Source organism: Halorubrum salipaludis, assembly GCF_002286985.1.
Lineage (GTDB): Archaea > Halobacteriota > Halobacteria > Halobacteriales > Haloferacaceae > Halorubrum > Halorubrum salipaludis.
Genome location: NZ_NSKC01000002.1, coordinates 19,693 through 43,825 on the forward strand (window position 1 = coordinate 19,693; position 24,133 = coordinate 43,825).

At 71.1% G+C, this 24,133-nt stretch carries 20 protein-coding genes; 6 read left to right on the plus strand and 14 right to left on the minus strand.

The features are described 5' to 3' along the window. Positions 1-34 precede the first annotated feature (34 nt). A complete protein-coding gene (locus tag CK500_RS02830; RefSeq protein WP_095635748.1) occupies positions 35-4,756 on the plus strand; it encodes a glycoside hydrolase family 15 protein in 4,722 nt (1,573 codons plus the stop codon). Between the two features lie 543 nt (positions 4,757-5,299). On the opposite strand, the gene CK500_RS02835 is transcribed toward CK500_RS02830, so the two are convergent. From CK500_RS02835 to CK500_RS02860, 6 genes are all read right to left on the minus strand, one after another. Continuing rightward, entirely contained in the window at positions 5,300-5,758 is a 459-nt protein-coding gene (locus CK500_RS02835; RefSeq protein WP_095635749.1) for a hypothetical protein, read from the minus strand. Then, a complete protein-coding gene (locus CK500_RS02840; protein WP_095635750.1) occupies positions 5,751-7,613 on the minus strand; it encodes a MutS-related protein in 1,863 nt (620 codons plus the stop codon). The genes CK500_RS02835 and CK500_RS02840 overlap by 8 nt, the downstream gene beginning before the upstream one ends. Before the next feature lie 88 nt (positions 7,614-7,701). Then, positions 7,702-8,850, minus strand: a complete 1,149-nt coding sequence (locus CK500_RS02845) for an acyl-CoA dehydrogenase family protein (RefSeq protein ID WP_095635751.1) — start codon at positions 8,848-8,850, stop codon at positions 7,702-7,704. A gap of 61 nt (positions 8,851-8,911) precedes the next feature. After that, positions 8,912-11,218 carry an AMP-binding protein gene (locus CK500_RS02850; protein ID WP_095635752.1) on the minus strand — a complete coding sequence of 769 codons (2,307 nt, stop codon included), beginning with the start codon at positions 11,216-11,218 and terminating at the stop codon, positions 8,912-8,914. 24 nt (positions 11,219-11,242) lie between these two features. Beyond that, on the minus strand, positions 11,243-11,677 hold the full coding sequence (locus tag CK500_RS02855) for a universal stress protein (protein ID WP_095635753.1): 435 nt from the start codon (positions 11,675-11,677) through the stop codon (positions 11,243-11,245). Positions 11,678-11,770: 93 nt separating this feature from the next. After that, complete coding sequence (locus CK500_RS02860) at positions 11,771-12,724, minus strand: transcription initiation factor IIB (protein ID WP_095635754.1); 954 nt, start codon at positions 12,722-12,724, stop codon at positions 11,771-11,773. A 445-nt stretch (positions 12,725-13,169) separates the two neighbouring features. Here CK500_RS02860 and CK500_RS02865 point away from each other — a divergent pair, with 445 nt between their 5' ends. Then, positions 13,170-13,571, plus strand: a complete 402-nt coding sequence (locus tag CK500_RS02865; protein WP_095635755.1) for a hypothetical protein — start codon at positions 13,170-13,172, stop codon at positions 13,569-13,571. Between the two features lie 4 nt (positions 13,572-13,575). Beyond that, positions 13,576-14,199, plus strand: coding sequence for an METTL5 family protein (locus tag CK500_RS02870; protein WP_095635756.1), 624 nt, complete (start codon positions 13,576-13,578; stop codon positions 14,197-14,199). Positions 14,200-14,380: 181 nt separating this feature from the next. Here CK500_RS02870 and CK500_RS02875 read toward each other — a convergent pair whose 3' ends face one another. From CK500_RS02875 to CK500_RS02885, 3 genes are read right to left on the minus strand one after another with little or no spacing between them, the layout of a single operon-like run. Beyond that, positions 14,381-14,749, minus strand: a complete 369-nt coding sequence (locus CK500_RS02875) for a hypothetical protein (protein ID WP_095635757.1) — start codon at positions 14,747-14,749, stop codon at positions 14,381-14,383. Between the two features lie 42 nt (positions 14,750-14,791). Next, entirely contained in the window at positions 14,792-15,412 is a 621-nt protein-coding gene (gene engB / locus CK500_RS02880; RefSeq protein ID WP_095635758.1) for a GTP-binding protein EngB, read from the minus strand. 60 nt (positions 15,413-15,472) lie between these two features. Beyond that, on the minus strand, positions 15,473-16,186 hold the full coding sequence (locus CK500_RS02885; protein ID WP_095635759.1) for a DUF4013 domain-containing protein: 714 nt from the start codon (positions 16,184-16,186) through the stop codon (positions 15,473-15,475). Positions 16,187-16,302: 116 nt separating this feature from the next. Between CK500_RS02885 and CK500_RS02890 the strand changes: the two genes are divergently transcribed. Continuing rightward, positions 16,303-17,055 (plus strand): 5-formyltetrahydrofolate cyclo-ligase, encoded by a 753-nt coding sequence (locus tag CK500_RS02890; RefSeq protein WP_095635760.1) that lies wholly within the window; start codon positions 16,303-16,305, stop codon positions 17,053-17,055. A gap of 38 nt (positions 17,056-17,093) precedes the next feature. Here CK500_RS02890 and CK500_RS02895 read toward each other — a convergent pair whose 3' ends face one another. The 3 genes from CK500_RS02895 to CK500_RS02905 all read right to left on the minus strand — a co-directional run bounded on the left by CK500_RS02895 (position 17,094) and on the right by CK500_RS02905 (position 19,252). Next, positions 17,094-17,321 (minus strand): hypothetical protein, encoded by a 228-nt coding sequence (locus CK500_RS02895; protein WP_095635761.1) that lies wholly within the window; start codon positions 17,319-17,321, stop codon positions 17,094-17,096. Between the two features lie 214 nt (positions 17,322-17,535). Then, a complete protein-coding gene (locus CK500_RS02900) occupies positions 17,536-18,630 on the minus strand; it encodes an archaeosine biosynthesis radical SAM protein RaSEA (protein WP_095635762.1) in 1,095 nt (364 codons plus the stop codon). 37 nt (positions 18,631-18,667) lie between these two features. Continuing rightward, positions 18,668-19,252 (minus strand): VanZ family protein, encoded by a 585-nt coding sequence (locus CK500_RS02905; protein WP_233138680.1) that lies wholly within the window; start codon positions 19,250-19,252, stop codon positions 18,668-18,670. Positions 19,253-19,542: 290 nt separating this feature from the next. Here CK500_RS02905 and CK500_RS02910 point away from each other — a divergent pair, with 290 nt between their 5' ends. Together CK500_RS02910 and CK500_RS02915 are read left to right on the plus strand one after the other, a co-directional pair. Further along, positions 19,543-21,474 carry an aldehyde ferredoxin oxidoreductase family protein gene (locus tag CK500_RS02910; protein WP_095635763.1) on the plus strand — a complete coding sequence of 644 codons (1,932 nt, stop codon included), beginning with the start codon at positions 19,543-19,545 and terminating at the stop codon, positions 21,472-21,474. A gap of 76 nt (positions 21,475-21,550) precedes the next feature. Beyond that, on the plus strand, positions 21,551-21,895 hold the full coding sequence (locus CK500_RS02915) for a hypothetical protein (RefSeq protein WP_095635764.1): 345 nt from the start codon (positions 21,551-21,553) through the stop codon (positions 21,893-21,895). Between the two features lie 41 nt (positions 21,896-21,936). Here CK500_RS02915 and CK500_RS02920 read toward each other — a convergent pair whose 3' ends face one another. Together CK500_RS02920 and CK500_RS02925 are read right to left on the minus strand one after the other, a co-directional pair. Next, entirely contained in the window at positions 21,937-23,301 is a 1,365-nt protein-coding gene (locus CK500_RS02920) for a hypothetical protein (RefSeq protein WP_095635765.1), read from the minus strand. After that, complete coding sequence (locus tag CK500_RS02925; RefSeq protein ID WP_233138682.1) at positions 23,298-24,086, minus strand: hypothetical protein; 789 nt, start codon at positions 24,084-24,086, stop codon at positions 23,298-23,300. The genes CK500_RS02920 and CK500_RS02925 overlap by 4 nt, the downstream gene beginning before the upstream one ends. Positions 24,087-24,133 lie beyond the last annotated feature (47 nt).

The following is a 24,133-nucleotide window of genomic DNA, read 5'->3' on the forward strand; positions in this document are numbered from 1 at the left end:
TCAAGGCTTTCACGCCGGGAATCGCAGGGAACCCATGCGACTGCGAACCGCTCTCACAGAACACGAACGTCGGCGCGGCGAGCGCTACCCGGCGGAGCGACCCACCACCGCCGGCGCGTTCACGGGCGACGACGGACGGCTCGTCCACGTCGGACCGGACGGCACCGTCCACGACTGTTCGTACTCCCTGTCCGGGGTCGGCGGCGCCGACCGGCTCCGCATGGGGATCACGGCCGGACGGGGCGTCCGCTGGTTCGACGACCTCACCACGACCCGACAGCACTACGACGGCGACACGCCCCTCGTCGAGACCGAGTACGACGCCGGGCGCTACACCATCCACCAGTTCGACCTGGTGGTGAGCGACACCCACCTCACGCACGTCGAGCTGCGCGGCGCCCCGCCGGCCGGCGCGGAGCTTGTCGCCGCCTGCGCGTTCTCACCCGACATGGTCGAGGGGCGCGTCGGCAACCTCGTCCACGAGGAGGCCGGCCCCGAGGCCGGCAGCGTCGTCGAGGTGTACCACCGCACGGAACATGACTTCCTCACCGCCTCCACGGGGCTGTCGGCCGCGCACGGCCAGCGGCTCCGCACGGTCCCGGAGCTGCTCGGCGAGAACGGCGAGGGGTTCCCGCACCGCGGCGAGATCGACCAGCGCGAGGACTCCCGGCTCACCCCCGACGTGGTCGTCCGCGCGCCCTTCGAGCGCGACGGGCGGACCGAGCGCGTCACGCTCGCGAGCCGCGCCGTCCTCGACAGGCGCGAGACCCGCGAGACGGTCGACGACGCCAAGGACGCGATCACGGACGGCCCCGACCGTCAGCGCCGCATCGACGAGCTGTCGCGGGTCGCGACCGCCTACCCCGACGCCGACGACCTCCGCGAGGCCGCCGAGGGCCGCGGGCCGGTCGTGCCCGCCGACGCGCCGCGCCGGTCGGTGCTCGCGAGCGACCTCCGCGCGCTCGACCTGCTCACCGCCGAGTCCGGCGCGCGGATCGCCGCCCCCGAGTTCGACGCCTTCTACTCCACCTCCGGCGGCTACGGCTACACGTGGTTCCGCGACGAGGCGGAGACCTCGCTGGCCCTGCTCGGCGCGAGCGACGAGCTCGGTCTCGACGCCGACGAGGAGCTGCTCGCGAGCGCCTCCTTCTTCTGCCGCACGCAGGACGCCGACGGCTCGTGGCCTCACCGGGTGTGGGCCGACTCCGGCAAGGTCGCCCCCGGCTGGGCGAACGCCCGGATCGAGGGGGCGAACGGCACCCCCGGGCCGAACGACCAGCTCGACCAGCCCGCGTCGGTCGTCGCCTTCCTCGCCCGGCTCCGCCGGACCGCGGACCTCCCCCCGGAGTGGCGCGACCGCGTCGACGACACGATCGCGGACGCGCTCGATTTCCTCCGGGAGACGACCGAGGACGACGGGCTCCCGCGGCGGTGCCAGAACTGCTGGGAGAACGCGCTCGGGCGCTTCACCCACACCGGCGCGACGTACCTCCGCGCGTTCGCCGCCGCGGCGCGCGCGCCCCTCCCCGACGACGTGCGGGCCGACGCGGCCGCGGCCGCCGCCGCCGCGCTCGCGGGCTTACACGAGCGCTGGAACCCGGACACGGAGCGGTTCCCGCAGCGCGCGAGCGCGGAGGACCGCGACGACCGCCCCGACGCCAGCACCTTCGCGCTCGCGGGCGCGGCGTCCGAGTACGCGGCGCTCCGCGAGGAGCGCGCGGGGGAAACTGACGGAGGTGCCGCCACCGCCGCGGCCGATGTCGACTTCGACGCCTTTCTCGACCGCGTGACGACGCACGTGTTGACGACGATCGGCGAGCTCCGCCGCGAGACGGCGGACGTGGAGGGGCTCGTCAGGTTCACGGGCGACGACTGGCGCACCGCGGAGCAGGGCGGCGCGAAGGTGTGGTCGATCGCGACGCTGTGGGGATCGACCGCCGCCGCCGAGCTGGGCGGGCTGGTCCGGGAACGGGGCGGGGACGCCGGCGATCTGTTCGGCGCCGCCCGGGACCTCTACGCGCTGTGCGAGCCCGACGGGCCGTTCGTCAACGACGCCGGGCTCATCGCCGAGCAGGCGTTCGACGACGGCGACCTCGACGGCGCGACCCCGATCGCGTGGTCGCACGCCCTCCGGATCGACGCGACTGTGACGCTCGCCCGACACGGGGCGCTCCCGGTCCCCCACGACGAGCCGCGGGGGCCGGGCGAGGCGCCCCACTGGACGACCGGTCGGAAGTTCGGCGTCGGCACCCCGGCCGACCACGAGGCCGACGACCCGGTCCCGGTCTGGTTCACGCTGACGGAGGGCGCGCTCACCGAGGCGCGGTTCCCCCGGATCGACGTGATGAACGTCCGGACGTTCGACTTCCTCGTCGCCGACCCGGAGACGGGGTACACGGTCCGGACCTTCGACGAGACGAGCCACGTGACGGCGACGGAGACGGTCGAGCGGACCACGGAGCCGACCGCGGACGACGCCCTCGCGTACCGCCAGACGATCCGGGAGACCGGCGACGGCCACGGCCACACCTGGACGCTCACCGTCGAGTACGCGGTCGACACCGACGGCGACGCGATCCTCGCGGACGTGTCGTTCGAGGGGAGCCGCGAGTACGACGTGTACGCCGTGGTCGACACCACGGTCACGAACGTCGGGACGAACGACCGCGGCGACCGCGTCGGCGGCGCCGACGGGTACCACCTGCTCGCGCGCAACGACGACGCCGAGCGCGGTCCGGGGAAGCTCGTCGACGACGGCGGCGACCCCTTCGAGGTCGCCCTCGCGCTCGACAGCGCCGGCGGCTTCGAGTGGGCGAGCGCGCTCGCGGCTGGCGGCGACGCCGCCGACGCGCTGTTCGCGGACGGCGACCGCGGCGAGGGGAGCGAGACCGCGGCCGGCAACGTGGTGCTCACCGGGCTGGTCGGCAGCGGCACCGAGGTCTCAGACGCGGTCGCGCTCGGGTTTGCCGAGAACGCCGACACTGCCGCCGCGCTCGGCGAGGCGCGCGGTGCCGTCTCCCGCGGGTTCCCGGCGGTCTCCGAGTCGTACGTCGAAACGTGGCGCGAGTGGCTCGCGGACCGGGAGTTCCCCGACTCCGTAATCGGCGACGCAGAGTTAGCGACCCAGTACCGGTTCGCGCTGATGACGCTCGCGGCGGTCGAGGACAAGCGGCACGACGGCGCCGGGATCGCCAGCCCGTCGGTGCCGTGGGGCGAGACCGAGTACGCCGCGGAGGACAGGGGGTACGGCTACAACTTCGTCTGGTCGCGGGACCTCTATCAGGTGTTCACCGCGCTGATCGAGGTTGGCGAGATCGAGCGCGGCGCGAACGCGCTCGCGTACCTCTACAACACCCAGCAGGACGACGACGGGTTCCTCCCGCAGAACACCTACATCGACGGGCGCACGCGGTGGGGCGGCGAGCAGATGGACAACATCGCCTTCCCGTCGGTGATGGCGTGGCAGCTGTACGAACACGGGACCGCGCCCGCCGACGCCGACTACACCTACGACCAGGTTCGCCGCTCGCTCGGCTACATCGCCGCTAACGGCCCGGAGACGGCCCAAGAGCGCTGGGAGGAGGAGGCCGGCTTCTCGCCGTCGAGCATCGCCGCCGAGATCGCGGGGCTGGTCTGCGGCGCCGCGCTCGCGGTCGCCGAGGCCGATCGGATCGAGGCCGACCGAGTCGAGACCGGCGGTGCCACCGCCGGGGAGTCCCCCGACTCGCTCCGCGCCGACGCCCTCGCGTGGCTCGCGCTCGCGGATGACTGGGCGGCCCGCGTCGAGGAGTGGTGCGCGACCGCGACGGGCACCGAGCGGCACGGCGAGACGCCCTACTACGTGCGGATCACGGCCGACGGCGACCCGGAGATCGGTCGCCCGCGAACGATTGCCAACGACGGCCCCACCTACGACGAGCGGGAGATCGTCGACGGCGGCTTCCTCGAACTGGTCCGGCTCGGCGTGAAGCCCGCCGACGACCAAGTGGTCCGCAACTCCGTCTCCGTGGTCGACGACTCGATCCGCGTCGACACCCCGTACGGCCCCGCGTGGTACCGGTACGTCGGCGACGCGTACGGCGAGCTCGCGCGCGGCGACCCCGGAGCGCCGTGGGCCGGGACCGGAGACGGTCGCGGGCGCCTGTGGCCGATCTTCACCGGCGAGCGCGGCGAGTACGAGCTCCGCGCCCGCGCCGACGGCCCCGACGGCTTCGGCGGCACCGACGAGGACGCCCTCGAACCCGACGCCCTTCTGGAGACGATGGCCGGGTTCGGCAACTCCGGCCGCATGCTCCCCGAGCAGGTGTGGGACCGCGAACACCCGACCGACTACGGCTGGGAGTTCGGCGAGGGAACCGGGGGGGCCACCCCCCTCGCGTGGTCGATGGCCGGCTTCATCCGGCTCGCGCACGGCGTCGACGCCGGCGAACCCGTCGAGACGCCGACGGTCGTCCGCGACCGCTACGTTGAGCGCGCCCGGTCGGCGCCCCCGGAGCTGACGGCGACCGACGACTACGTCGACGACGCCCTCGTCGTCGCCGGCGAGACCGACGCGGACACCGTCGCCGTGTACACGCCCGACGGCTCCGAGACCGCGACGCCGACGGACGGCGAGTACGAGTTCCGCCTCGACCCGGCGCTCGACGCGAAGACGATCGTCGTCGCCGCCGCGAACACCGGTGAGGATGGCAATGATAACGCGGTCCTCGGCGAGTTCGCGGGCGCCGGCACCGCGGTCGAGCGGCTCCGGCTGTAGTTGAAGGCGGTTTTTAAGCCGACACCGTTGAACGCCCCCGATCCGCCGGGGTCACGTTCAACCCGGTGGTCGCTGAAGACACCTCCCTTGATCGACGGCGGGAGTGAGTTTTGTAGTTCGTCGGTGGCAAGGTAGTATTTAAATGGTCGTGAGCGACGGCGACGATCGCTTATAAATATGTGCGGTGGCGCGTGCCTGCGAGCGGCCGACAGGCCGCGAGGAGCACGCGCGAGGGAGTCGGCCGGCGCTTATAAGCGCCGGGCGACGAGGCTGGGGAGGCGTGAGGCTGCGGTGCGGTCGCGGGGTGGGACTCAAAGGGGCAGCCGCGAGGCGGGCGCAGGCGACGTAAGCACCGCAGCGAAGGAGCGACAGCGACTGAGCGAGGAGCACAGCGAGCGTGCGCCCGCCTCGCCGGCTGGGGCTTTGGAGGTGTTCACCACAGACACGTCGATCACGTATAAACAGCCGCCAGCGACACCCCAATCTGACTTATAAACAACCGATCCGCCAATTTGCCATACTCACTCCCGCTGTCAATTGCGCTCAGCCGAGCGCGGCCACGTCGAGCTCGACGGTCTCTTCGTCTCCGTCACCCCCGCCGGCGTCGAGTTCGACGCTCTCGACCACCGACTCCCGAATCGTCTCGCGCCACGACTCGACGGCCTCGGTGTGTCGCTCTCTGCGGGTCTCCAGGTCGGCGTCCGGGTTGTCCGCCATCGTCTCGTCCACCTCCGGGTACGGGGGGACGTCCGCGACGAGGTCGCGCGGGTCGACGTGGATCGGGGCGGGGTCGGCGTCGGTGCCGGTCCCGTCCTCGCCGTCCGCGTCGAGCGCGTGCAGCCGGGCGCGCATCCGCCCCGAGAAGGGCGGCGTCACGCGGAGCGCGACCTCGCGATCGCTCCGGAGGGTCGCCTCCAGCGCGGTCGCCACGTCGTCGCGGTGGACCGCGATCGACCGGATCCGGCGCGGTCCGTCGGACGCGGCCGACCCCTCGTCAGTCATCGCCCTCCGACCACTCCGCGTCCGAGAGTGTGCGCTGGACCGCCTCCTCGCCGACCGCGCCGGCGAGGTGCTCGAACCCGGCCCGGACGCCGCGGTCCTTCGCGTTCGCCACCAGCCGGGAGACGATGAACTCCGGCGTCGACTTCCCCACCGTGCCGAACCGCGGCTGGTAGTCGACTCGGAGGTCCAGGTCGCTCGTGAGCCCCTCGGCGAAGATGCCGTCGATCCGGGCGGGCTCCGGGAGCGGACTCAGGTCCTCCGCGAGGTGGGTGACGTACACCCCGAGCGCCCCGCGATCGACCGTGAGCGTCACGAGCCCGTTCAGGAGATCCGCGGCCCGCCCCGGCTCCGTGATGGCCTCGAACTCGTCGACCAACATGAGGGTCCGGCCGTCGGCGACCAGGGGCGGCACCACCGACTTCAGCGTCGACTCTAACACGCCGGCGTTGAAGGAGGCGTGCCGCCGGTGGAACACGATCCGGTCGAACGCGCCGACCTCGGCCTCCTCGGCCGGCACCGGGAGGCCCATGGACGCCAAAAGCGCCACCGCACACAGCGTCTCCAACAGGGTGGTCTTCCCGCCGGAGTTCGCCCCGGTGAGGACGCTCACGCGGTCGCCGGTCGGCGGCGCCTCGGCGCTCGCCACGCCGGGGTCGCCCGCGAGCGAGTGGGTGCCGATCGCGTACGACACCGGCTGGACGTCGCCGTCGATGAAGAGGTTGCGGGCGTTGCGCACGGCCACGCCGTCGTCGACGAGGGTCGGTCGGGTCAGGTCGAACGCGGCCGCGAACCGCCCGAGCGACAGCAGGAACGCGGCGTCGGAGACCGCCGCGACCGCGGCGGCGACGGTGCTCGCGCCCGATTCGTCGCGTTCGTCGTCGTCGGTCTCGGGATTCTCGCCGTCCCCGCCCTCGACCCCCATCCCGCCGAGCCGCTCGCGGATGTCGTCGGCGACGGTCGCCTCGCGCTCCGCGACCGCCTCCTCCAGCTCCGTCACCAGGTCGCGGAGCGTGGCGGAGACGAAGTCGGCGGCGTCGAGCGCCTCGTCCGGCGCGACCGAGCGCACCGTCGCCGGGTCGACGCCGGTCTCGCGCGCGACGTGGTCGACCGTCGCCGCCTCCAGCGCCTCGAAGTCCCGCAGTGAGCCGTCCCGGACCGCGTCGAGCACGTCGAACGCGGAGTTCGCGAGGTCGCGGGCCGCGTCGAGCCGGTCGCGCCGACGGTCCAGCTCGTCGTCCGCGCCGCGCGCGACCTCGATCTCGCCCTCGCCGCCGGCCCCCGCCGGACCGATCGCGCCCCGCACGTCCGCGAGGGCGTCGGCGGCGTCGCGCAGGGCGTCCCCGTCCAGCGCGCCGATCCCCTCGAACGGAGCGTCGGTGAGCCCGGCCTCGCGCAGCGCGACGGCAGTCTCGACGGCCGCCAGGTCAGAGCCCTCCGCGTCGTCGTAGTCGTCGAACGACTCGATCACCCGCTCGCGCTCGCCGTCGTCGAACCCTTCCCACGCGTCGCAGGCGGCGACCACCTCGTCGAGCCGGGACTCGACCGCGTCCCGGTCGGTGAGGGGCGTCAGCACGCGGATCCGGTCGGCGGCGTGGGCGGTCAGCGCGTGGCCCGCCGCCAGCGCGAGGAGGTCGTCGTACACCGAGCGCGTGTCCCCGGTGGCGAGGACGTCCATCCCGGCCTCGCCGTTGGCCCGGCGGAGGATCCGGGTGGCCCGCCCGCGGTGGATCCCGGCGTCGACGAGCGCCCGCACGTCGGCCGCCTCGATCGCCTCGATCGCCCGCTCGGTCCCGAGCGACTCCGCGAGCCGCTCGCTCGTCTTCGGGCCGATCCCCCAGTAGTCCTCCAGTCGCATACCTCGTGGTGTCCCCCCGGCGTCTTGGCGTTTTCGTCGGGGCGCCCCGCGTGGACGCGGTCGGCGGCGGTCGGAGCCGCCGCTCGCCTCAGCGCGACTGCCGGTAGATCAGGTTCCGCTGGATGTCGTTGGCGCCCTCGTAGATCACCGGGATGCGCACGTCGCGGTAGACGCGGGCGATCCGGCGGTCGGTGAGGATCGAGCGCCCGCCGTGGAGCTTCATCCCCTGCTCGGCGCAGTCGGTGGCGACCTCGGTGGACTTGGTCTTCGCCAGCGCGGCCCAGTAGCCGGCGTCCTCGTTGTTCGCGACCTTCTCGCAGGCGCGCCAGTTGAGCGCCCGCGCCGACTCGAAGCCGATCCGCATGTCCGAGAGGGTGTGTTGGACCGCCTGGAACTCGTTGACGGTGCGGCCGAAGGCGTTGCGGCCGTGGACGAACTCCTCGGCCTCCTCGATGGCCGCGGCCGCGAGTCCCAGCCCGTGGCCGCCGACGACGACGCGGCCGTGGTTGAAGAAGTCCGCGAGCACGTAGAAGCCGCCGCCCTCGCTCCCGACGACGTTCTCCTCGGGGACGAAGCAGTCCTCGAAGACGATGTGGCCCTGCTTGGAGGCGCGCATCCCCATCTTCTCGGGGATGTGCTCCGCCTCGTAGCCGTCCGAGTCGGTCTCGACGATGAACAGCGTGTAGTTGGAGTAGCGGTCCTCGCCGTCGCCCGTCTTGGCGTACACCGTGAGCCAGTCGGCCTCGACCGCGTTGCCGACCCAGTACTTCTCGCCGGTGAGCTCGTAGCCGCCCTCGACCTTCTCGGCCTTCGTCGTCATCCCCGCGAGGTCGGAGCCGGTCTCCGGCTCGGAGACCGCGAGCCCCGAGATCTGGTCGTTCTCCGCGACCGGTCGGAGGTACTCCTCCTTCTGTTCGTCCGTCCCGTACTGCTCGACCATCTCGCAGCCGAAGCTCGCGAGCTGGAGCGTGAGCGCGATGCCCGCGTCAGCGCGGTAGAACTCCTCAGCGATCGCGAGCACCTGCGCGAGGTCGTACCCCTTCCCGCCGTACTCCTCGCCGATGTCCTGCGCGACGAGCCCGGCGTCCATCCCCGCCTCCAGCACCTCCCACGGGTACTCGCCCGACTCGTAGTACTCCTTGGCGTTCGGGGCGATGTGCTCGGCGGCGAACTCCCGGGCCTCCGCTTTCACGTCCCGCGCGTGCTCCGGAACGACGCTGTCGTCGAGTAGGTCCATGGGCTACGTGTGGCCCCCGCGGGCAAAACGTTCGTGGAACAACGAAAAACTCCGGGTGAGTTTACACCTGATCGTCCGAACCCGCATCGTTCGGCTCCTCGTCCGCGGCCACGGAGTCCCCGTCTGCTCCTTCCGGGTCTCCGTCTGCGGCCTCCGAGTCCTCCTCTGCGTCTCCCGAATCTCCGCCTCTCTCCGTCGAATCTGCGTCCGAATCTCCCGACTGGTCGTCCGCACCCGGTGATTCCCCGTCCACGTCCGTCGAGTCGGATTTTCCGTCCCCCGAGTCGGATTTTCCGTCCCCCGAGTCGGATTTTCCGTCCCCCGAGTCGGATTTTCCGTCCCCCGAGTCGGATTTTCCGTCCCCCGAGTCGGATTTTCCGTCCCCCGAGTCGGATTTCCCGTCTCCCGCGTCGGCGGGCCCGTCAGTCGGCTCGGCGGAGCCGATCTCGTCGGGCAGCGTTGACGGGTCCGGCGTCTCGCCCGGCGACTCGTCGCTTCCGTCGACCCCGTGCGGTTCCGCCGATTCGATCGGACTCGACGAGTCCTCGGATTCCGAGGCGTCCGCCGGATCGGCCGGATCAGCCGGATCAGCCGGATCAGCCGGATCGGCCGGATCGGCGGGCTCGAACCCGGCCGTCTCCAGATCGGCGTCGGCCTCGCGCCGCGGGTCGTGCCCGCGCTCCCGGAGGATCCGGCGGACGGCCTCCCGGTCGACGGTCCCGGACACGGTTCGGGGGAGCTCGTCGACGTACGCGACGGTTTTCGGGATCTTGAACCCCGCGAGTCGGTCCCGGGCGAATGAGACGAGCTGCGCTTCGTCCACGAGCGGCGCCGGGTCGCTCTCGGCCCGACGGTCTATGTCGCCCTCCGGCGGCTCGGGCGAGCCGTCGCCCTCCGAGCCCTTGCCGCCGACCTCCTCCTCCGAGTCGTCAGGATCGGCCGGATCAGCCATGTTGGCTGGCTCGTCTAGCTCGTCCGGGTCGGTTGGGCCGGCGACTCCCAACAGGTCACCGACCGCGAGCAGCGCGGAGACGCGCTCGCCCCACACGTCGTCGTCGAGCCCGACCACGGCGGCGTCCTCGACCTGCGGGAACTCCCGGAGCACGTCGACCACCTCGCCGGGCTCGACGTTCTCGCCGCCGGTGACGATCCGGTCGTCGAGCCGGTTGAGCACGTAGAGGAACCCCTCGTCGTCGATGCGCCCCACGTCGCCGGTGTGGAGACCGTGCGGGCCGAACGCCGAGCGGTCGAGGGTGCCCTCTTCATCCCCCGGCGGTCCGGCGATGTATCCGGGCGTGATCGTCGGACCGTCGACGACGATCTCGCCGGCCTCCCCGGGCTCGGCCGGCGTCCCGTCCCCGTCGACGACCGTCACGTCCGTGCCGAAGACGGGTCGGCCGACGGTTCCGAGCCGCCCCCGCGTCTGCCGCGGCGTCGCGGTCGCGATCTGCGAGGCCGACTCGGTCATCCCGTAGGTCGGGTACACCGGGATCGAGTAGTCGCGGCAGCGCTCGATCAGCTCGTCCGGGGCGGGCGCCCCGCCGAGCAGCACCACCCGGAGCGTGTCCGAGAGGGTCCCCCGCCGGTCGAGCATCTGCTTGAGCATGGTCGGGACCAGCGAGATCCCGGTCACGTCGTAGGCGTCGATGTCGTCGGCGGTGCCGCCCGGATCGAACCCCTCGCGGAGCACGAGCGTCGTCCCGTAGAGCGCGGAGCGGTACACCGGGGCGAGCCCGCCCATGTGGTGGAGCGACAGCGACACGAGCCACCGGTCCCCGCCGTCGACGCCGAGCCGGAACGCGGAGGCGACCGCCGAGCTGTACACGTTGCCCGCGGTGAGCGGGACCGGCTTGGGCTCGCCTGTCGTCCCCGAGGTGAACAGGACACAGAGGTAGTCGGACTCGGCCCACTCCGCCGGCTCGACGGGGTCCGGATCGACGCTGTGGACCGCCGTGACGCTCTGGGACGCCGGATCGTCCACGGAGAGCACCGGGATCTCACCGACGGCGTCGCACTCCTCGACGGCGCCCACCGCGGCGTCCTCCGTCGGCTCCGCGCACACCACCGCGTCGAGGTCGGCCCGCTCGACGCGCTCGGCGAGCTCCCGCTCCGTCAGCTCCTGTCCGAGGGGGACGAACGTCGCCCCGATGCGCATCGCCGCGTGGACGAGCCCGACGGTGCCGACGTAGGGGGGCGTGAGGACGCCGAGCCTGTCGTCCGCCTCGACGCCGTGCCCGACGAGCCGGCCGGCGGTCTCGGAGACGAGCCGGTCGAGGTCGGTGTAGGTCCACGCCTCGCCGTCCTCGGCGCGGATCAGCGCGGTGTGGTCCGGCGAGGAGACGACCCGATGTGACAGCCAGTCGCGCATCGTCGTCACCGGGGCCGCGATCGGTCACTCATCGGCGGGCTGGCGCACCGTCAGTACCGGCACGTCGGAGGTGCGGACCACCCGCTCCGTGACGCTGCCGAGCAGGTAGCGGTCGAGCCCCCGCCGGCCGTGCGTCCCCATCACGATCACGTCGATACCGTTCTCCTCGACGTAGTCGCGGATCGACTGGTACGCGGTGCCGGTGGCGACCGTCGTCTCGCAGTCGACGCCCGCGTCCGCGGCGGCGTCGGCGACTCGGCGCGTGGCCTCCTTCCCCTCGGATTCCAGCGCCTCGACGACGACGTCGGCGCCGGCTTCGAGCGTCGAGTACGCCGCGCCGTCGACGACGTAGAGGGCGTGCAGGCGGGCGTCGTACTGTCGTGCGAGGTCGATCGCGTGCTCGATCGCGGCGTCCGACGCCGGACTGCCGTCGGTCGGCACGAGGATCTGGGAGTACATCTCGTCGCACGCTACGCTCGGTGTCGATTAAAAACCCGATCACGGCGACGCGTCAAACCCGCCGCTCCTCGGAGGGCGTCGTCGACGGCGGTCCTACCGGAACCCCATCGCTTCGATCTGCTCTTGATACCGGTTGCGGATGGTGACCTCGGTGACCTGCGCGACGTCGGCGACCTCGCGCTGGGTCTTCTTCTCGTTGCACAGCAGCGACGCGGCGTAGATCGCGGCGGCGGCGAAGCCGGTCGGGGACTTCCCGGAGAGCAGTCCCTGTTCCGCGGAGACGTCGATGATCTCTGTCGCCTTCGACTGGACCTCCTCGCTCAGCTCGAGCGACGAGGCGAACCGCGGGACGAACTGCTTCGGGTCGACCGGCTTCAGCTCTAATCCGAGCTCCTGGGAGATGTAGCGGTAGGTGCGCCCGATCTCCTTCTGCGGGACGCGCGACACGTCGGCGACCTCGTCGAGCGAGCGGGGGATCCCCTCCTGTCGGCAGGCCGCGTAGAGGGCGGCGGTGGAGACGCCCTCGATCGAGCGCCCGCGGATGAGGTCCTCGTTGAGCGCGCGTCGGTAGATGACGGAGGCGACCTCGCGGACCGATCGGGGTACCCCGAGCGCGCTGGCCATGCGGTCGATCTCAGAGAGCGCGAACTGGAGGTTGCGCTCGCCCGCGTCCTTCGTCCGAATCCGCTCCTGCCACTTGCGCAGCCGGTGCATCTGCGACCGCTTCTCGGAGGACAGCGACCGGCCGTAGGCGTCCTTGTCCTTCCAGTCGATCGTCGTCGTCAGCCCCTTGTCGTGCATCGTCTCGGTGATGGGGGCGCCGACGCGCGACTTCGACTGGCGCTCCGAGTGGTTGAACGCGCGCCACTCCGGGCCGCGGTCGATGTTCCGTTCGTCCAGCACCAGGCCGCAGTCCTCGCAGACGAGCTCTTGATCGGCGTCGGTGACGATATCGGTGGAGTCACACTCCGGACAGGACACCGTTTCTTCGTCCGATTCTTGCTCGGTCTCCCGCTCCTGTTGGCGCTGGCGGCTCGGACGTTCCATTATAAGGTTTCTGGTTATTGCCGCATTTAAACCTTTGTCCCGGGTCGCAGGTTCGCCCGGCTCAAGCGCCGCTCCGACTGAACGAGTAAACCGGCTTGAAGGCTACTCTGTGGCCCGTTTACCGCGTCTGGGTTGATTCGAGCCGACTCCGGATCGGCCGGTTGCGACGACGGGACGAACGCGGGTTGTGACGGCGACACGAACACGAAACGTGACCGAGCTCGACGGTCGGAACCGCCGGCAGATCCGGGCCGATCACTGGCCGAGATCGGACTGCTATCGGGCTGATGTCGGACTACTATCGGGCTGATGTCGGACTACTATCGGGCTGATGTCGGACTGCTATCGAGCCGATGTCGGATCGATGCCGAGCCGTCGTCGTCCGCGATATATTACTATAAAGCATTTACCAAAGCTTTTGTATTACTAATACATATAGAGGAGTATGAGCACGACGCAGTCCGACGGGATCGAAGCCACGCTCCGCGGCTGTCGCCCCGCGGAGATAGACCCCATCGTCGTCGACGCCGCCGACCTCGAAAGCACCGCTCCCGAACACCTCCGCGACCTCAAAGCCGAGTTCTCCGCCCGCGGCTACCAGCCGGCGACGCTCTCCGTCGCGGCCTGCTTCGACTGCGACGACGCGCTCTCCACCCAGCGCGAGGCCGACCGGCTCCGCGAGTTCGTCCGCGCCGCCTCCTTCCTCGGCGCCGGCCGGATCGAGGTCCGGCTGGGCGAGGTCGCCGACCGAGAGGCCGCCGAGCCGGCGCTGTCGGCGCTCGCCGAGCGCGCGCGCCGCGAGGGCGTCGAGCTCGTCCGCGTCGACGACGGCTCGTCCCCCGCCTGACCGGATGGCGTCGAAGCGTTCGCTCGCGACCAAGCTCGGCGTCGTCGCCGGCTTCGAGGCGCCCAGCGCCGCGCTCGAACAGTACCCGACGCCCCCCGATCTGGCGGCGCACGTCGTCCACCTCGCGGACCTCCACGGCGACGTCGACGGGCGGACCGTCCTCGATCTGGGCACCGGGACCGGCATGCTCGCGCTGGCCGCCGCCCTCCGCGGCCCAGCGCGCGTGCTCGGGATCGAACTCGACCGCGACGCGCTCGCGACCGCGCTCGAAAACGAGCGTCGGGTCGCCGCCAGCGCCCCCGTCCACTGGCTGCAGGGCGACGCGACGCGGCTCCCGCTCGACGTGCCCGACCCCGTGACCGTCGTGATGAACCCGCCGTTCGGCGCGCAGGACGGGAACCGGAACGCCGACCGCGGGTTCCTCGCGACCGCGAGCCGCGTCGCGGCCGTCTCCTACTCGGTCCACAACGCCGGCAGCCGCGAGTTCGTGGAGGCGTTCGCGGCCGACAACGGCGGCGAGGTCACCCACGCGTTCGCCGCCGACTTCGCGATCGAGGCGCAGTTCGACCACCACACCGACGCCTCCCGAGACATCGACGCCGAAGTGTACCGGATCGAGTGGGCCTGAGGGCGACGATCGCTTCTAAACATCCGCCAGCACCACCACACTCCGGCTTATAAACAACCACTCTACCACCGTGTGGGACCTCCTCCCGCTCCCGATCACTGGGTACCGGTCTGACCGATCGAGATGTGAAACGGTCCACTGCGGAGGACTGCGACGGAACCGCCCGTTCCCCTCCACCGACTCACCCGATTCGGTCGGCGTACCGACGACCGAGCAGGAACGCGACGACCGCACAGCCCGCGGCGAACGGGACCGCCGTGTCGACGCCGACGAACCCGCGAGTCGGCGGCACAGTGTACGAGACCGCGGCGGCGACGAGCACGGCGTAGCCGAAGGCGGCGACCCCGAGCAGGGGCGGCCGTGCCCGCGGGAGGGCCCAGAGGCGCGTCCACGTCGCGATCCCCGCCGCGGCGCCGGCGAGGAGTCCGATCGGAAGCCCGACGATCGCCGAAAAGGCGATCCGGGCCGCGAGGAGTTCGGTGAGCAGCGCGGCGACGGCGAGGAAGGTCGCGAGCGCGACGCCGATCGCCGCGGCGGGACGGGCGTTCATGCGCGCGACATCGCCGCCAGCCGACTTAAAAGACGCGCGGCCTCAGGAGACGAACTTCAGCAGGTCGTCGCGGTTGTGCTCGTGGAAGCGCGTCCGGAGGCACTCCTCTAACGCCTCGATGTCGCCGCGCTTCGCGCAGATCGGGGCGATCCGGTCGGACCACTGCTGCCACGGCGGGTAGAGGCCGAGGCGGTCGCAGATCTCGTCGAGCCGCTCGTCAAGGTCGTCTATCTTGTCGGTCTTGTTGACCGCGACGATGGGCTCGACGCCGACGTCTTCGAGGAAGCCGTACATCTCCACGTCGTGCGGGATGTTCCCGCGCTCGGCGTGGCGGTCGATGATGTCGACGGCGGCCTTCCCGTCCATCACGACGACGCCAGCCAGGATCGAGTCGGCGTTCTCCTCCAGGTAGCGCACGATGTTCGTCTTGATCGCCTCGCGGTGCTCCTCCTCGACGCCGGACATGAACCCGAAGCCGGGCAGGTCCGTGAACATGAACCCCTCGCTGGCCCAGTCGAAGTGGTTCGGCTGGCGGGTCACGCCCGGCTTGCCGCCGGTCGAGAAGTCGTGACCCGTGAGCTCGCGCATCAGCGTGGACTTGCCGACGTTCGAGCGCCCCACGAGGACGACCTCGGCGTCGCGGTCCGGCCGGTCTTCGAACATACCCGTACGTGGGCGGTTGAACGGTTTAAAAGGCGCGTCGCGGGACCGCAGTCGGACCGCTCAGTAGGTGACTTCGTCGCCGCCGACCGCGCCGGTGTCGGGGTCGGCCGGATCGGCGTCGATCTGCTCGTTCACCGTCGCGAACGCGGCCCCGAACATCCGGAAGACGGCGACCTGCCCGTAGAACTGGACGAAGGGGACGAGGAGGAGTCCGATGATCGTCGCCGCGAGCACGCCCGCGACGACCCACGTGATCACCGCCACGACGATCGGCATCAGCACGGCGACGAGGTACTCGGTGCTCAACAGGGTGGGCTTCAGGAGGTCGATGTCGAACGCGGCGGCCATCTCGCCGCGGGCCGCGTACGCCGTCAGGCCGGCGGGGACCGCGTAGTAGACGAGGAATAGTACCGGAATGAACGCCAGCGCGAGCAGGAGACCGACGACGCCGATGAGGGCGCCGGCGTCCCCGCCGACCGCGCCGCCGGTGCCGACCACGACCGCGACGACGACCCCGTACACGATCACCGGAACCACCGTGTACGCGATCGTGATGATCGTTCCGATGACACCCTTCATCAGGAGGTCGCCCCAGTCGGTGAACTCCGGCGGCACCTCCTCGCCGGCGATCGTCTCTTCGAGCACCCGCACGAGGTACCCGACGATGACGAACGCCGGGAGGAGGAGCACGGAGAAGAGCCCCAGTATCCCGCCGATGATGATCCGGCCGATCCAGTCGCCGCGAACCGGGTACGAGAGTCCGTCTTCGAGCATAAGTTACTTCACACGAATCTGATGTATAAATACACCGGTAAATAAACGATCGCAGGACGCGAGGGGGACGGCTTCGGGGTCGAGGGGTACTTGTCGCCCCGCTTCCTCTTTGATCCATGGACAAGCAGGCCGTTCGCGAAGCCGTCTGGGACGCCTTCGACGCGGGGGATCAAGCGCGGTTCCCGTTCCCGCCCCACGGTCGGATCCCGAACTTCGCCGGGGCCGACGCGGCCGCGGAGCGACTCGCCGACGCGCCCGAGTGGCGCGACGCGGCGACCCTGAAGTGCAACCCCGACGCGCCGCAGCTGCCGGTCCGCCGGGCCGCGCTCCGCGCCGGGAAGACCGTCTTCGTCGCCCAGCCGCGGCTCCGCGACCCGGACCCGTTCCTCCGGCTCGATCCGGCCGAGATCCCGCCCGAGGAGATCGATGACGCCACCACCGTCTCGGGAATCGACGAGTACGGCGTTCCCACCGCGCCCGAGGACGTGCCGCGCGTCGACCTGATCGTCGCCGGCTCCGTGGGCGTCACGAGCGACGGCGCCCGGATCGGAAAGGGCGAGGGGTACAGCGACTTAGAGTGGGGCGTGCTCAGCGAGCTCGGCGCGGTCGACGCGGACACGACGGTCGCGACGACGGTCCACGAGCTGTCCGTCCTCGACGGCCCCGAATCGGCGGTCGAGGGGAGCGAGTCCGATCTCCCCGCGCCGGACGCCCACGACGTGCCGCTCGACTTGGTTGTGACTCCGGAGCGAACGGTTCGGACCGAGACCACGGACGCGCGACCGGACGGAATCGACTGGAACGCGCTCGACGACGAGCGACTGGACGCGATCCCGGTGCTCGCTGAGCGAGCGCCGGAGAGAGAGTGAAGAAAGCCGGTTCGATCGCCGTCCGACCGAGTCGCGAGTCAGTCTGCGGGCTGCGACGGCGCCGGGGCCGACCGCTCCGTCCGGTGGTCGGCGACGTGGCCGCACTCCGGACAGACGACGGTGCGCTCGTCGCCGTCGCTGACGACGAGCCACCCCTCCGAAACGGGGTTCTCGAAGCTGCATTCCGCACAGAACAGCACCGACTTCGCGCGGAAGGACTGGGAACCGCTGGCGTCCGACCGAGGACCGCTGGCGTCTGCGTTCATACGTTACCTCAGTATCCGGAGGTATAAGGGTCTTTTTCGACCTGATCGATCGGTATGGTCCGCATTCTCATGCAAATTCCGTCCGAAAAAACGGGAGAACCAGATCGAACGTTTCGGAATAGTGGAATAAGCTGATCGCGATTGCCCTCGATCGCTCCCGTTTCGGACGGGGGGCGAAAGGAGGTGGTCGGAAGGGGGTGGGCGAAAGGCGGAGCTACCGCGCGAGCGGCATGTTGTAGCTCGTCTCCTCCTCCATCACGAGCTCCCACGTCGCCTCGCACTCGCAGGACACCTGCTCGAAGACGCTCGGGTCCTGCCGCTTGTCGAAGTCCTTGATCGCTGTCTGGACGCGGTCATCGCACTCGCCGCAGTTGTGCGCCCCGCGGTCGGAGCCGTGTCCGACCGGGTCGGAGACCACGATGGCGTCGACGTCCGCGGTCTCCTCGAGGACGTGCGCGACCGACCAGAGCCACGGCGGCCGGTAGCCGCCCTCGAAGAACAGCTCGTCGACCATCGTGTAGCGCTGGACATTCGTCGGGTTCATCGAGACGGTGTGACAGCCGTCGACGTCGGCGCAGCGCCGGATCGAGTCGATCATGTCGGCGGCGGCCTCGGGCTCCGCGAGGAAGGGGGGCTTCATCAGGAGGTACGCCTTGATCCCCACGTCGGCGTCGAACTCGGCGTCTGCGGCGGCCGCCTCCGCGCAGGCGTCCTCGAAGTCGGCGAAGTCGAAGTACTTGTTCACGCAGTCGTGACGGACGCGGTCGGTCGCCGTTTCCAGCCCGACCGCCACGTCGGTCGCGATGCCGTGGTCCGCGAAGTCGCCGATCTTCTCTCGGCTCACGAAGTCCGGCAGCGACTCGACGACGATCCGGTCGCGGTCCGCGAACGTCTCGGCGATGGCGCGGCGGGTCTCCGCGGGGACCTCGCGCTCGTCGAGGAACGAGCCGGAGGTGTAGATCTTGATCAGCTCTGCGGGGGCGTCCGCCTCCTCGCGCTCGTGGTCGAGGCAGACCTCGATCTGGTTCATGAGGGCTTCGTGGCTCACGCTGCCGCCCTCCACGGACTCCGCGACGTAGCCGCACATCGTGCAGCCGCCGGCGCGGGCCCACCGACAGCCGCCGGTGTTTAAGATGATCGTGAGGGAGTTCACGACCCCGTCGGGCGTGTTGTCCTCGTCGATCCACACGCGGGTGGGCTGGGTCGGGTCGTACGTCTCCGAGCGCTCGGCGCGGATGTCGCGCATCACGGCGTTGTGCGCGTCCATCCCGCGCCCCTGCTCGTACGCGTCGGGGCTCGGCTTGCTCATTACCGGAGGAAGCGGGCGAACGCGTAAAGCCGTGTCGTCATTGCGAGCGGCGCGTGCGTGACGCCTCGTCCGGGTCGGTCTCGTCGCCCGAGCCGATCCCACCGGCCGCGACGAGCGCGGCCGACCCGATCGCCGCCCCGACCGCGTTGACGGCGGCGTCGCGCCACGCGAACGACCGCCACGGGATCGGTGCCTGCACGAGTTCGATCCCGAGACCGAACGCGACCGCTCCGGCGGCGGCGAGGAGGAGCCCGCGCCGCCCCCGACCGATCGCGCGGCTCGCGAGGACCGTCAGGACCGCGTAGCCGACGAGGTGGAACGGGTCGGTGAGCCCGACTTCGAACGGAAGCGCGCCGACCGCGCCGATTCCCGGCCAGCCGGCCCCGCTTTCCGCCCCGCCGCCGGACGCGACACGCGACACGGGAATCACCGACGCGACGAGGACCGCCAGCGCGAACGCGACGGTGCCCAGCCGCGCGTCGCTCCGCCCTCTCCCTGCGGCGGGGTCGGCGTCGCCGTCGGCGTCATCGGTCTCGTCGGCGTCGCTGGCGTCGCCGTCGGCGTCATCGGTCTCGTCGGCGTCGCTGGCGTCGCCGTCGCGTCCGCGGTCGGTCCGATTCACGCCCTCTCGTCCGCGGCCAGCGAAGTTAGCGGTCACGGACTGCCCCGATTCGGACGCCGTCGCCTCCCGGCGCGTCGTCCCTCCCGAAACCGCTCGGCAGTACGGCCCTCGTCTCGTCCGTGCGACACATGCGCAAGCGTCGTCATGTCGGCGATTTTCTCCGGATTCTTCGAGACCACCGTTTATATATCGCCCCGTCGACCGCGGGGGCTCCGACGTAACCGGTTCCCGTTTCGACCGGAGGTGAACAACTAACCCGCTACAGTCCGTCTATAATGAACGAGCATTACATGACTGAAATGGGCGGCTACAGAGACCGAGTTGCACAGGTCGATCTCGGGGACGGAGCGGTCGACTACCGGGGGATCGACGAGGAGGACGCGGAGAAGTACATCGGCGCGCGCGGGCTCGGCGTCAAGTACGTCTTCGACGCCGGCCCGGACGTCGACCCGCTGGGGCCGGACAACCGGCTCGCGATCATGACGGGTCCCCTCACGGGGACCCAGACCGTGATGAGCGGTCGGATCGCGTTCGTTACCAAGTCCCCGCTGACGGGGACGGTCACCGACTCGCACCACGGGGGCTGGTCCGGAGCGCGGCTCAAGTGGGCCGGGCTCGACGGTCTCCTGCTCGACGGCGCGAGCGACGAGCCCGTCTACCTGTTCGTCGAGGACGGCGACGTCGAGGTACGCGACGCCTCCCACCTCTGGGGGCAGGGCGTCCACGACACCATCGACCAGCTCGGCGAGGAGGTCGACGGGAAGGTCGGTCGGAACGTCTCCGTGATGGCGATCGGACAGGGCGGCGAGAACGAGGTGCGCTACGGCTGCGTCATCAACGAGGACGACCGCGCCTCGGGCCGCGGCGGCACGGGCGCCGTGATGGGCTCGAAGAACGTGAAGGCGGTCGTGGTGAAAAGCGGCACCGACATGCCGAAGCCGGCCGACCCTGAGACGTTCCAGGAGGGGTACCAGCAGGCGATGGAGGTCATCCGGGAGTCCGACGTGACCGCCCCCAACGAGGGCGGGCTCTCGATGTACGGCACCAACGTCCTGATGAACGCGACGGAGGAGATCGACGGCCTCCCGACGAAGAACGCGCGACACACCTCCACCGAGGCGTACAGCGAGGCCGACGGCGTCGACGTCCAGGCCGAGCGCGTCTCCGGCGAGAACGTCCGCGAGAACATCCTCGTCGACGAGCCGACCTGTCACTCCTGTCCGGTGGCGTGTAAGAAGGAGGTCGAGGTCGACGTGGTCCACAAGGGCGAGGACATGAACGTCCGCATGGAGTCGTACGAGTACGAGTCCGCGTGGGCGCTCGGCCCGAACTCCGGGCACGACGACCGCGACGAGATCGCGGTCATGCTCGACCGCTGTAACGACCTCGGCATCGACACCATCGAGTCCGGCAACATGATGGCGATGGCGATGGAGATGAGCGAGGAGGGCAAACTGGAGGGCGTCGGCCACCTCGACTGGGGCGACTCCGAGACGATGATCGACCTCATCGACGAGATCGGTCACCGCTCCTCGGACCTCGGCGACCTCCTCGCGGAGGGCCCCGAGCGCGTCGCCGACGCGAAGGACGCCCACGGCAACAAGCTCTCCGTCAAGGGCCAGACGATGGCGGCGTACGACCCGCGCTGCATGAAGGGCATGGGGATCGCGTACGCGACCTCCAACCGCGGCGCCTGCCACCTGCGCGGCTACACGCCGGCCGCCGAGATCCTCGGCATTCCGGAGAAGGTCGATCCGTACGAGTGGGAGGGGAAGGGCGAGCTCACCGTCACCTTCCAGAACCTGCACGCCGTCTCCGACTCCTTCGACATCTGCAAGTTCAGCGCGTTCGCGGAGGGGATCGAGGAGTACGTGCTCCAGTACAACGGCATGACCGGCCGCGACCTCACGGAGGACGAGCTGTTCGAGGCGGGCGAGCGCGTCTACAACCTCGAACGCTACTACAACAACCTCGCCGGCTTCGACGGCAGCGACGACACGCTGCCGAACCGGTTCATCGAGGGGCACCCGGACGCCATCCCCGGCACGGGCGCCAGCGAGGGCCAGCTCGTCGAGCTCGACCAGATGCTCGACGAGTACTACGAGACCCGCGACTGGGTCGACGGCGTCGTCCCCGACGAGAAGCTCGAGGCGCTCGGGATCGACATCGGGCCCGGGACCGGCGTCTCCGCCGGCGACTCCGCGGCGCCCGCCGACGACTGAGGGCAGTCGCGACTCCGCGACTCCCGCGGACGGCTCGCGTTTATTTTTTAAGTGTCCCGCGCCGGTAGCGCCGCGTATGGTCCACAACCCGCTCTCTCCCTCCGAGGCCCTCCGAACGCCGGTCGGGGCGATGCTCGCCCTGTTCTCGCTACTCGTGATCGCCTACTCCCTCGTGATCGTCGGACAGGTCCTCCTCGGCGTGATGGTCGGCGTCGCGCTCCCCGTCGGCCTGTACGTCAGCTACCGGCTGTTCGCCGCGCTCGACTCGATCGCCGACGCGACGCAGCGGATCGCCGACGCCCGCGAACGCGAGGCCGAAGCGTCGGGCCGGCTCGGATCGGCGACGCGACGCGACTCCGCTCCGGGGCGCGACGGCGATGCATCGCGGTCGTCGGACCGGCTGTCGGAGCGCGAGCGGTAGGCGGCCCCGGCGTTCACCCCTTCCTCGCCGGTCCCCCTCGGCTACCCGCCGCGGGATTCGACCGCGTCGCCGACCGACGCCAGCACGGGGTCCGCCTCGTCGCCGATCAGTTCGATCCACCGGTACGCGGCGAACGCCTCGGCGGCCCGGCGGGCCTCGGGACTGCTCGCTTCGAGCGCGTCGTCGGGCTCGGCGAACAGGGGGCGGAACCGTCCCCCGAGCCAGCGCGCCAGGGGGTTCGCGCTCGTCACGAGCCGGTCGACCGACCGGACCGCGTCCTCGCGTGCGTCCTCGACCGCGTCGGCGTCTTCCGGGAACAGCGTCTCCCCGTCCTCGATCAGTCCGGCGAGGTCGTCGAGCGCCCGCAGTCGGACGCCGGCGAGCGCAGTCCGCGTGAGCGCCGTCGCCGGGTGGTCCGGGGTGTAGTCGCCGACCGGGACCGGGTCGAACCGGAGGTCCTCGAAGGTCCGGTGGGTCACGCGAGAAAGGAGCGAGACGCTGGGCGCGTCGCGCGCGACCGGCCGGTCGTCGAGGAACGCGTCCATGCCGGGGCTTCCCCTGAGACCGATCGGGTCGTTCTCGTCTTCGTGAAGCTCTCGGAGCCGGTCGCCGATCGCGGCGCCGACCCGCTCCGCTGCCGCGCGAAGCGGGGCCCCGACCGCCCGCGGTTCCGAGAGCGACTCCCGGTACCGGTCGCGGAGGTGTCGCCCGGCTTCGATCTGCGACTGCACCCGTTCGACGTCGCCGACCGCCTCCCCGGTTCGAAGCGGGTCCGCGCCGTCCGCGACGCCCGTAGAGCCGACGAGGTCCCGGCGGCTCGCAACGTCGAGCCAGCGCTCGATCGGGCCGTACACGGCCGCGCCGGCGAGGGGCGACGACGCGGTCCCCGGGAGGTCGTCCCTCATCTCGCCGATCCGGTTCCGGACGGTCCCCACGCGCTCCGTCACCCCTCGCGGGTCGCCCTCGGTCGTCACGGCGGCCCACGTCCCGACTGCGGTCGCGGCGCGGCCCCGCGCGGTCGCGAAGCGCTCGGCCCGCGCGAGCGGCGTGAGCGACTCCCCCGGCGTCGGGACCGCGTCGCGGGCGTCGTCGCGCCCCGCCGCGATCTGCTCCCGGATCGCCCCGTTCGGAAGCCTCTCCGCCGTCAGCGGGTCGGGGATCGGGTCGAGCAGTCGGTCGACGCGGTCGGCGAACGCGGCCGAGGCCCTGGAGTCGATCGACACGGGGACGAGCCGCGGTCGGTCGGGGACGGGCGCCTCGACCGCCGCCGACGCCCCCGCCGTGTCGAGCGACGGCGGGTCGTCCCAGAACCCTCGGTCGCGCCCCCGGTCGCCGTCGAGACACCCGCCGAGCGCGAGCGCGCCGGCGGCGGACAGCGCCTCCCGGCGAGTGAGCCGCCGGGTCACGAGCGGTCACCTCCGGACTCCCCGGCGGTCGGTCCATCGCCTAAGTCCTCGTCGTCCGAGCCCCCGTCGTCCGGGCTCCCGTCGTCCGCGCTCCCGCCGAGCGCCGTGTCGTCTCCCGGGACGGTCGCGTTCGCGTCGATCCGGTCGTACTCCGTCTCGACGGCCCGACAGGGAGCGCGCCCGCTCGCTCCCGACCCGGTGAGCCGCGAGTCGAGCGCGGCCGGGAGCCTGAAGAGCAGTCCGACGGCGTCGCGCGCGCCGGCCTCGCAGGCCGCGTCGGGCGGCCGGAGCTCCCGGCAGTACTCGTACTCGACGCGACCCGGCCGCCACGAGACCGACCGGATCCGGAGCCGGTAACACGACTTGATGCCGGCGCGGGCGACGAACACCGTCTCCGTCTCGTAGTCGGTGTCGTCGAGGAACGACCGGACCCGCGAGCGGTCCGCCTCGTCGACGCCCGCGGCGACCGTCAGCTCGGCCGCCCGGTCGTCGGTCGTCACGATCTCGCGGGAGACCGGAGCGGGGTCGGTGTCGGCCTCGTCGCTCCCGCCGCCGGCTCCGTCATCCCCGTCACTCCCGTCACCACCGGCTGCCCGGTCGAGAACGGCCGCCTCGCCGCCGGGGTTTCTGACCGTCAACACGGTCGGGTCGTCGTCGCTGCCTGCGGTCGATCGGCTCGTCGAGGTCGCGCCGTCGCCGCCGGGCGGATCGGTGCGGAGGCAGCCGCCGAGCGCGAGCGCGCCGAGCGACGCGCTCCGGAGGAGGGCTCGCCGCGTGGGGGACATGCCCCCGGCTTGGACCGGTCCCGACAAACGTCTTGTGGCCGGCCGAC

Coding starts and splice junctions, on each gene's coding strand:
- CK500_RS02830 (WP_095635748.1), top strand. CDS start 35: ATGCGACTGCGAACCGCTCTCACAGAACACGAACGTCGGCGCGGCGAG.
- CK500_RS02835 (WP_095635749.1), bottom strand. CDS start 5,758: ATGACTGACGAGGGGTCGGCCGCGTCCGACGGACCGCGCCGGATCCGG.
- CK500_RS02840 (WP_095635750.1), bottom strand. CDS start 7,613: ATGCGACTGGAGGACTACTGGGGGATCGGCCCGAAGACGAGCGAGCGG.
- CK500_RS02845 (WP_095635751.1), bottom strand. CDS start 8,850: ATGGACCTACTCGACGACAGCGTCGTTCCGGAGCACGCGCGGGACGTG.
- CK500_RS02850 (WP_095635752.1), bottom strand. CDS start 11,218: ATGCGCGACTGGCTGTCACATCGGGTCGTCTCCTCGCCGGACCACACC.
- CK500_RS02855 (WP_095635753.1), bottom strand. CDS start 11,677: ATGTACTCCCAGATCCTCGTGCCGACCGACGGCAGTCCGGCGTCGGAC.
- CK500_RS02860 (WP_095635754.1), bottom strand. CDS start 12,724: ATGGAACGTCCGAGCCGCCAGCGCCAACAGGAGCGGGAGACCGAGCAA.
- CK500_RS02865 (WP_095635755.1), top strand. CDS start 13,170: ATGAGCACGACGCAGTCCGACGGGATCGAAGCCACGCTCCGCGGCTGT.
- CK500_RS02870 (WP_095635756.1), top strand. CDS start 13,576: ATGGCGTCGAAGCGTTCGCTCGCGACCAAGCTCGGCGTCGTCGCCGGC.
- CK500_RS02875 (WP_095635757.1), bottom strand. CDS start 14,749: ATGAACGCCCGTCCCGCCGCGGCGATCGGCGTCGCGCTCGCGACCTTC.
- engB (WP_095635758.1), bottom strand. CDS start 15,412: ATGTTCGAAGACCGGCCGGACCGCGACGCCGAGGTCGTCCTCGTGGGG.
- CK500_RS02885 (WP_095635759.1), bottom strand. CDS start 16,186: ATGCTCGAAGACGGACTCTCGTACCCGGTTCGCGGCGACTGGATCGGC.
- CK500_RS02890 (WP_095635760.1), top strand. CDS start 16,303: ATGGACAAGCAGGCCGTTCGCGAAGCCGTCTGGGACGCCTTCGACGCG.
- CK500_RS02895 (WP_095635761.1), bottom strand. CDS start 17,321: ATGAACGCAGACGCCAGCGGTCCTCGGTCGGACGCCAGCGGTTCCCAG.
- CK500_RS02900 (WP_095635762.1), bottom strand. CDS start 18,630: ATGAGCAAGCCGAGCCCCGACGCGTACGAGCAGGGGCGCGGGATGGAC.
- CK500_RS02910 (WP_095635763.1), top strand. CDS start 19,543: ATGACTGAAATGGGCGGCTACAGAGACCGAGTTGCACAGGTCGATCTC.
- CK500_RS02915 (WP_095635764.1), top strand. CDS start 21,551: ATGGTCCACAACCCGCTCTCTCCCTCCGAGGCCCTCCGAACGCCGGTC.
- CK500_RS02925 (WP_233138682.1), bottom strand. CDS start 24,086: ATGTCCCCCACGCGGCGAGCCCTCCTCCGGAGCGCGTCGCTCGGCGCG.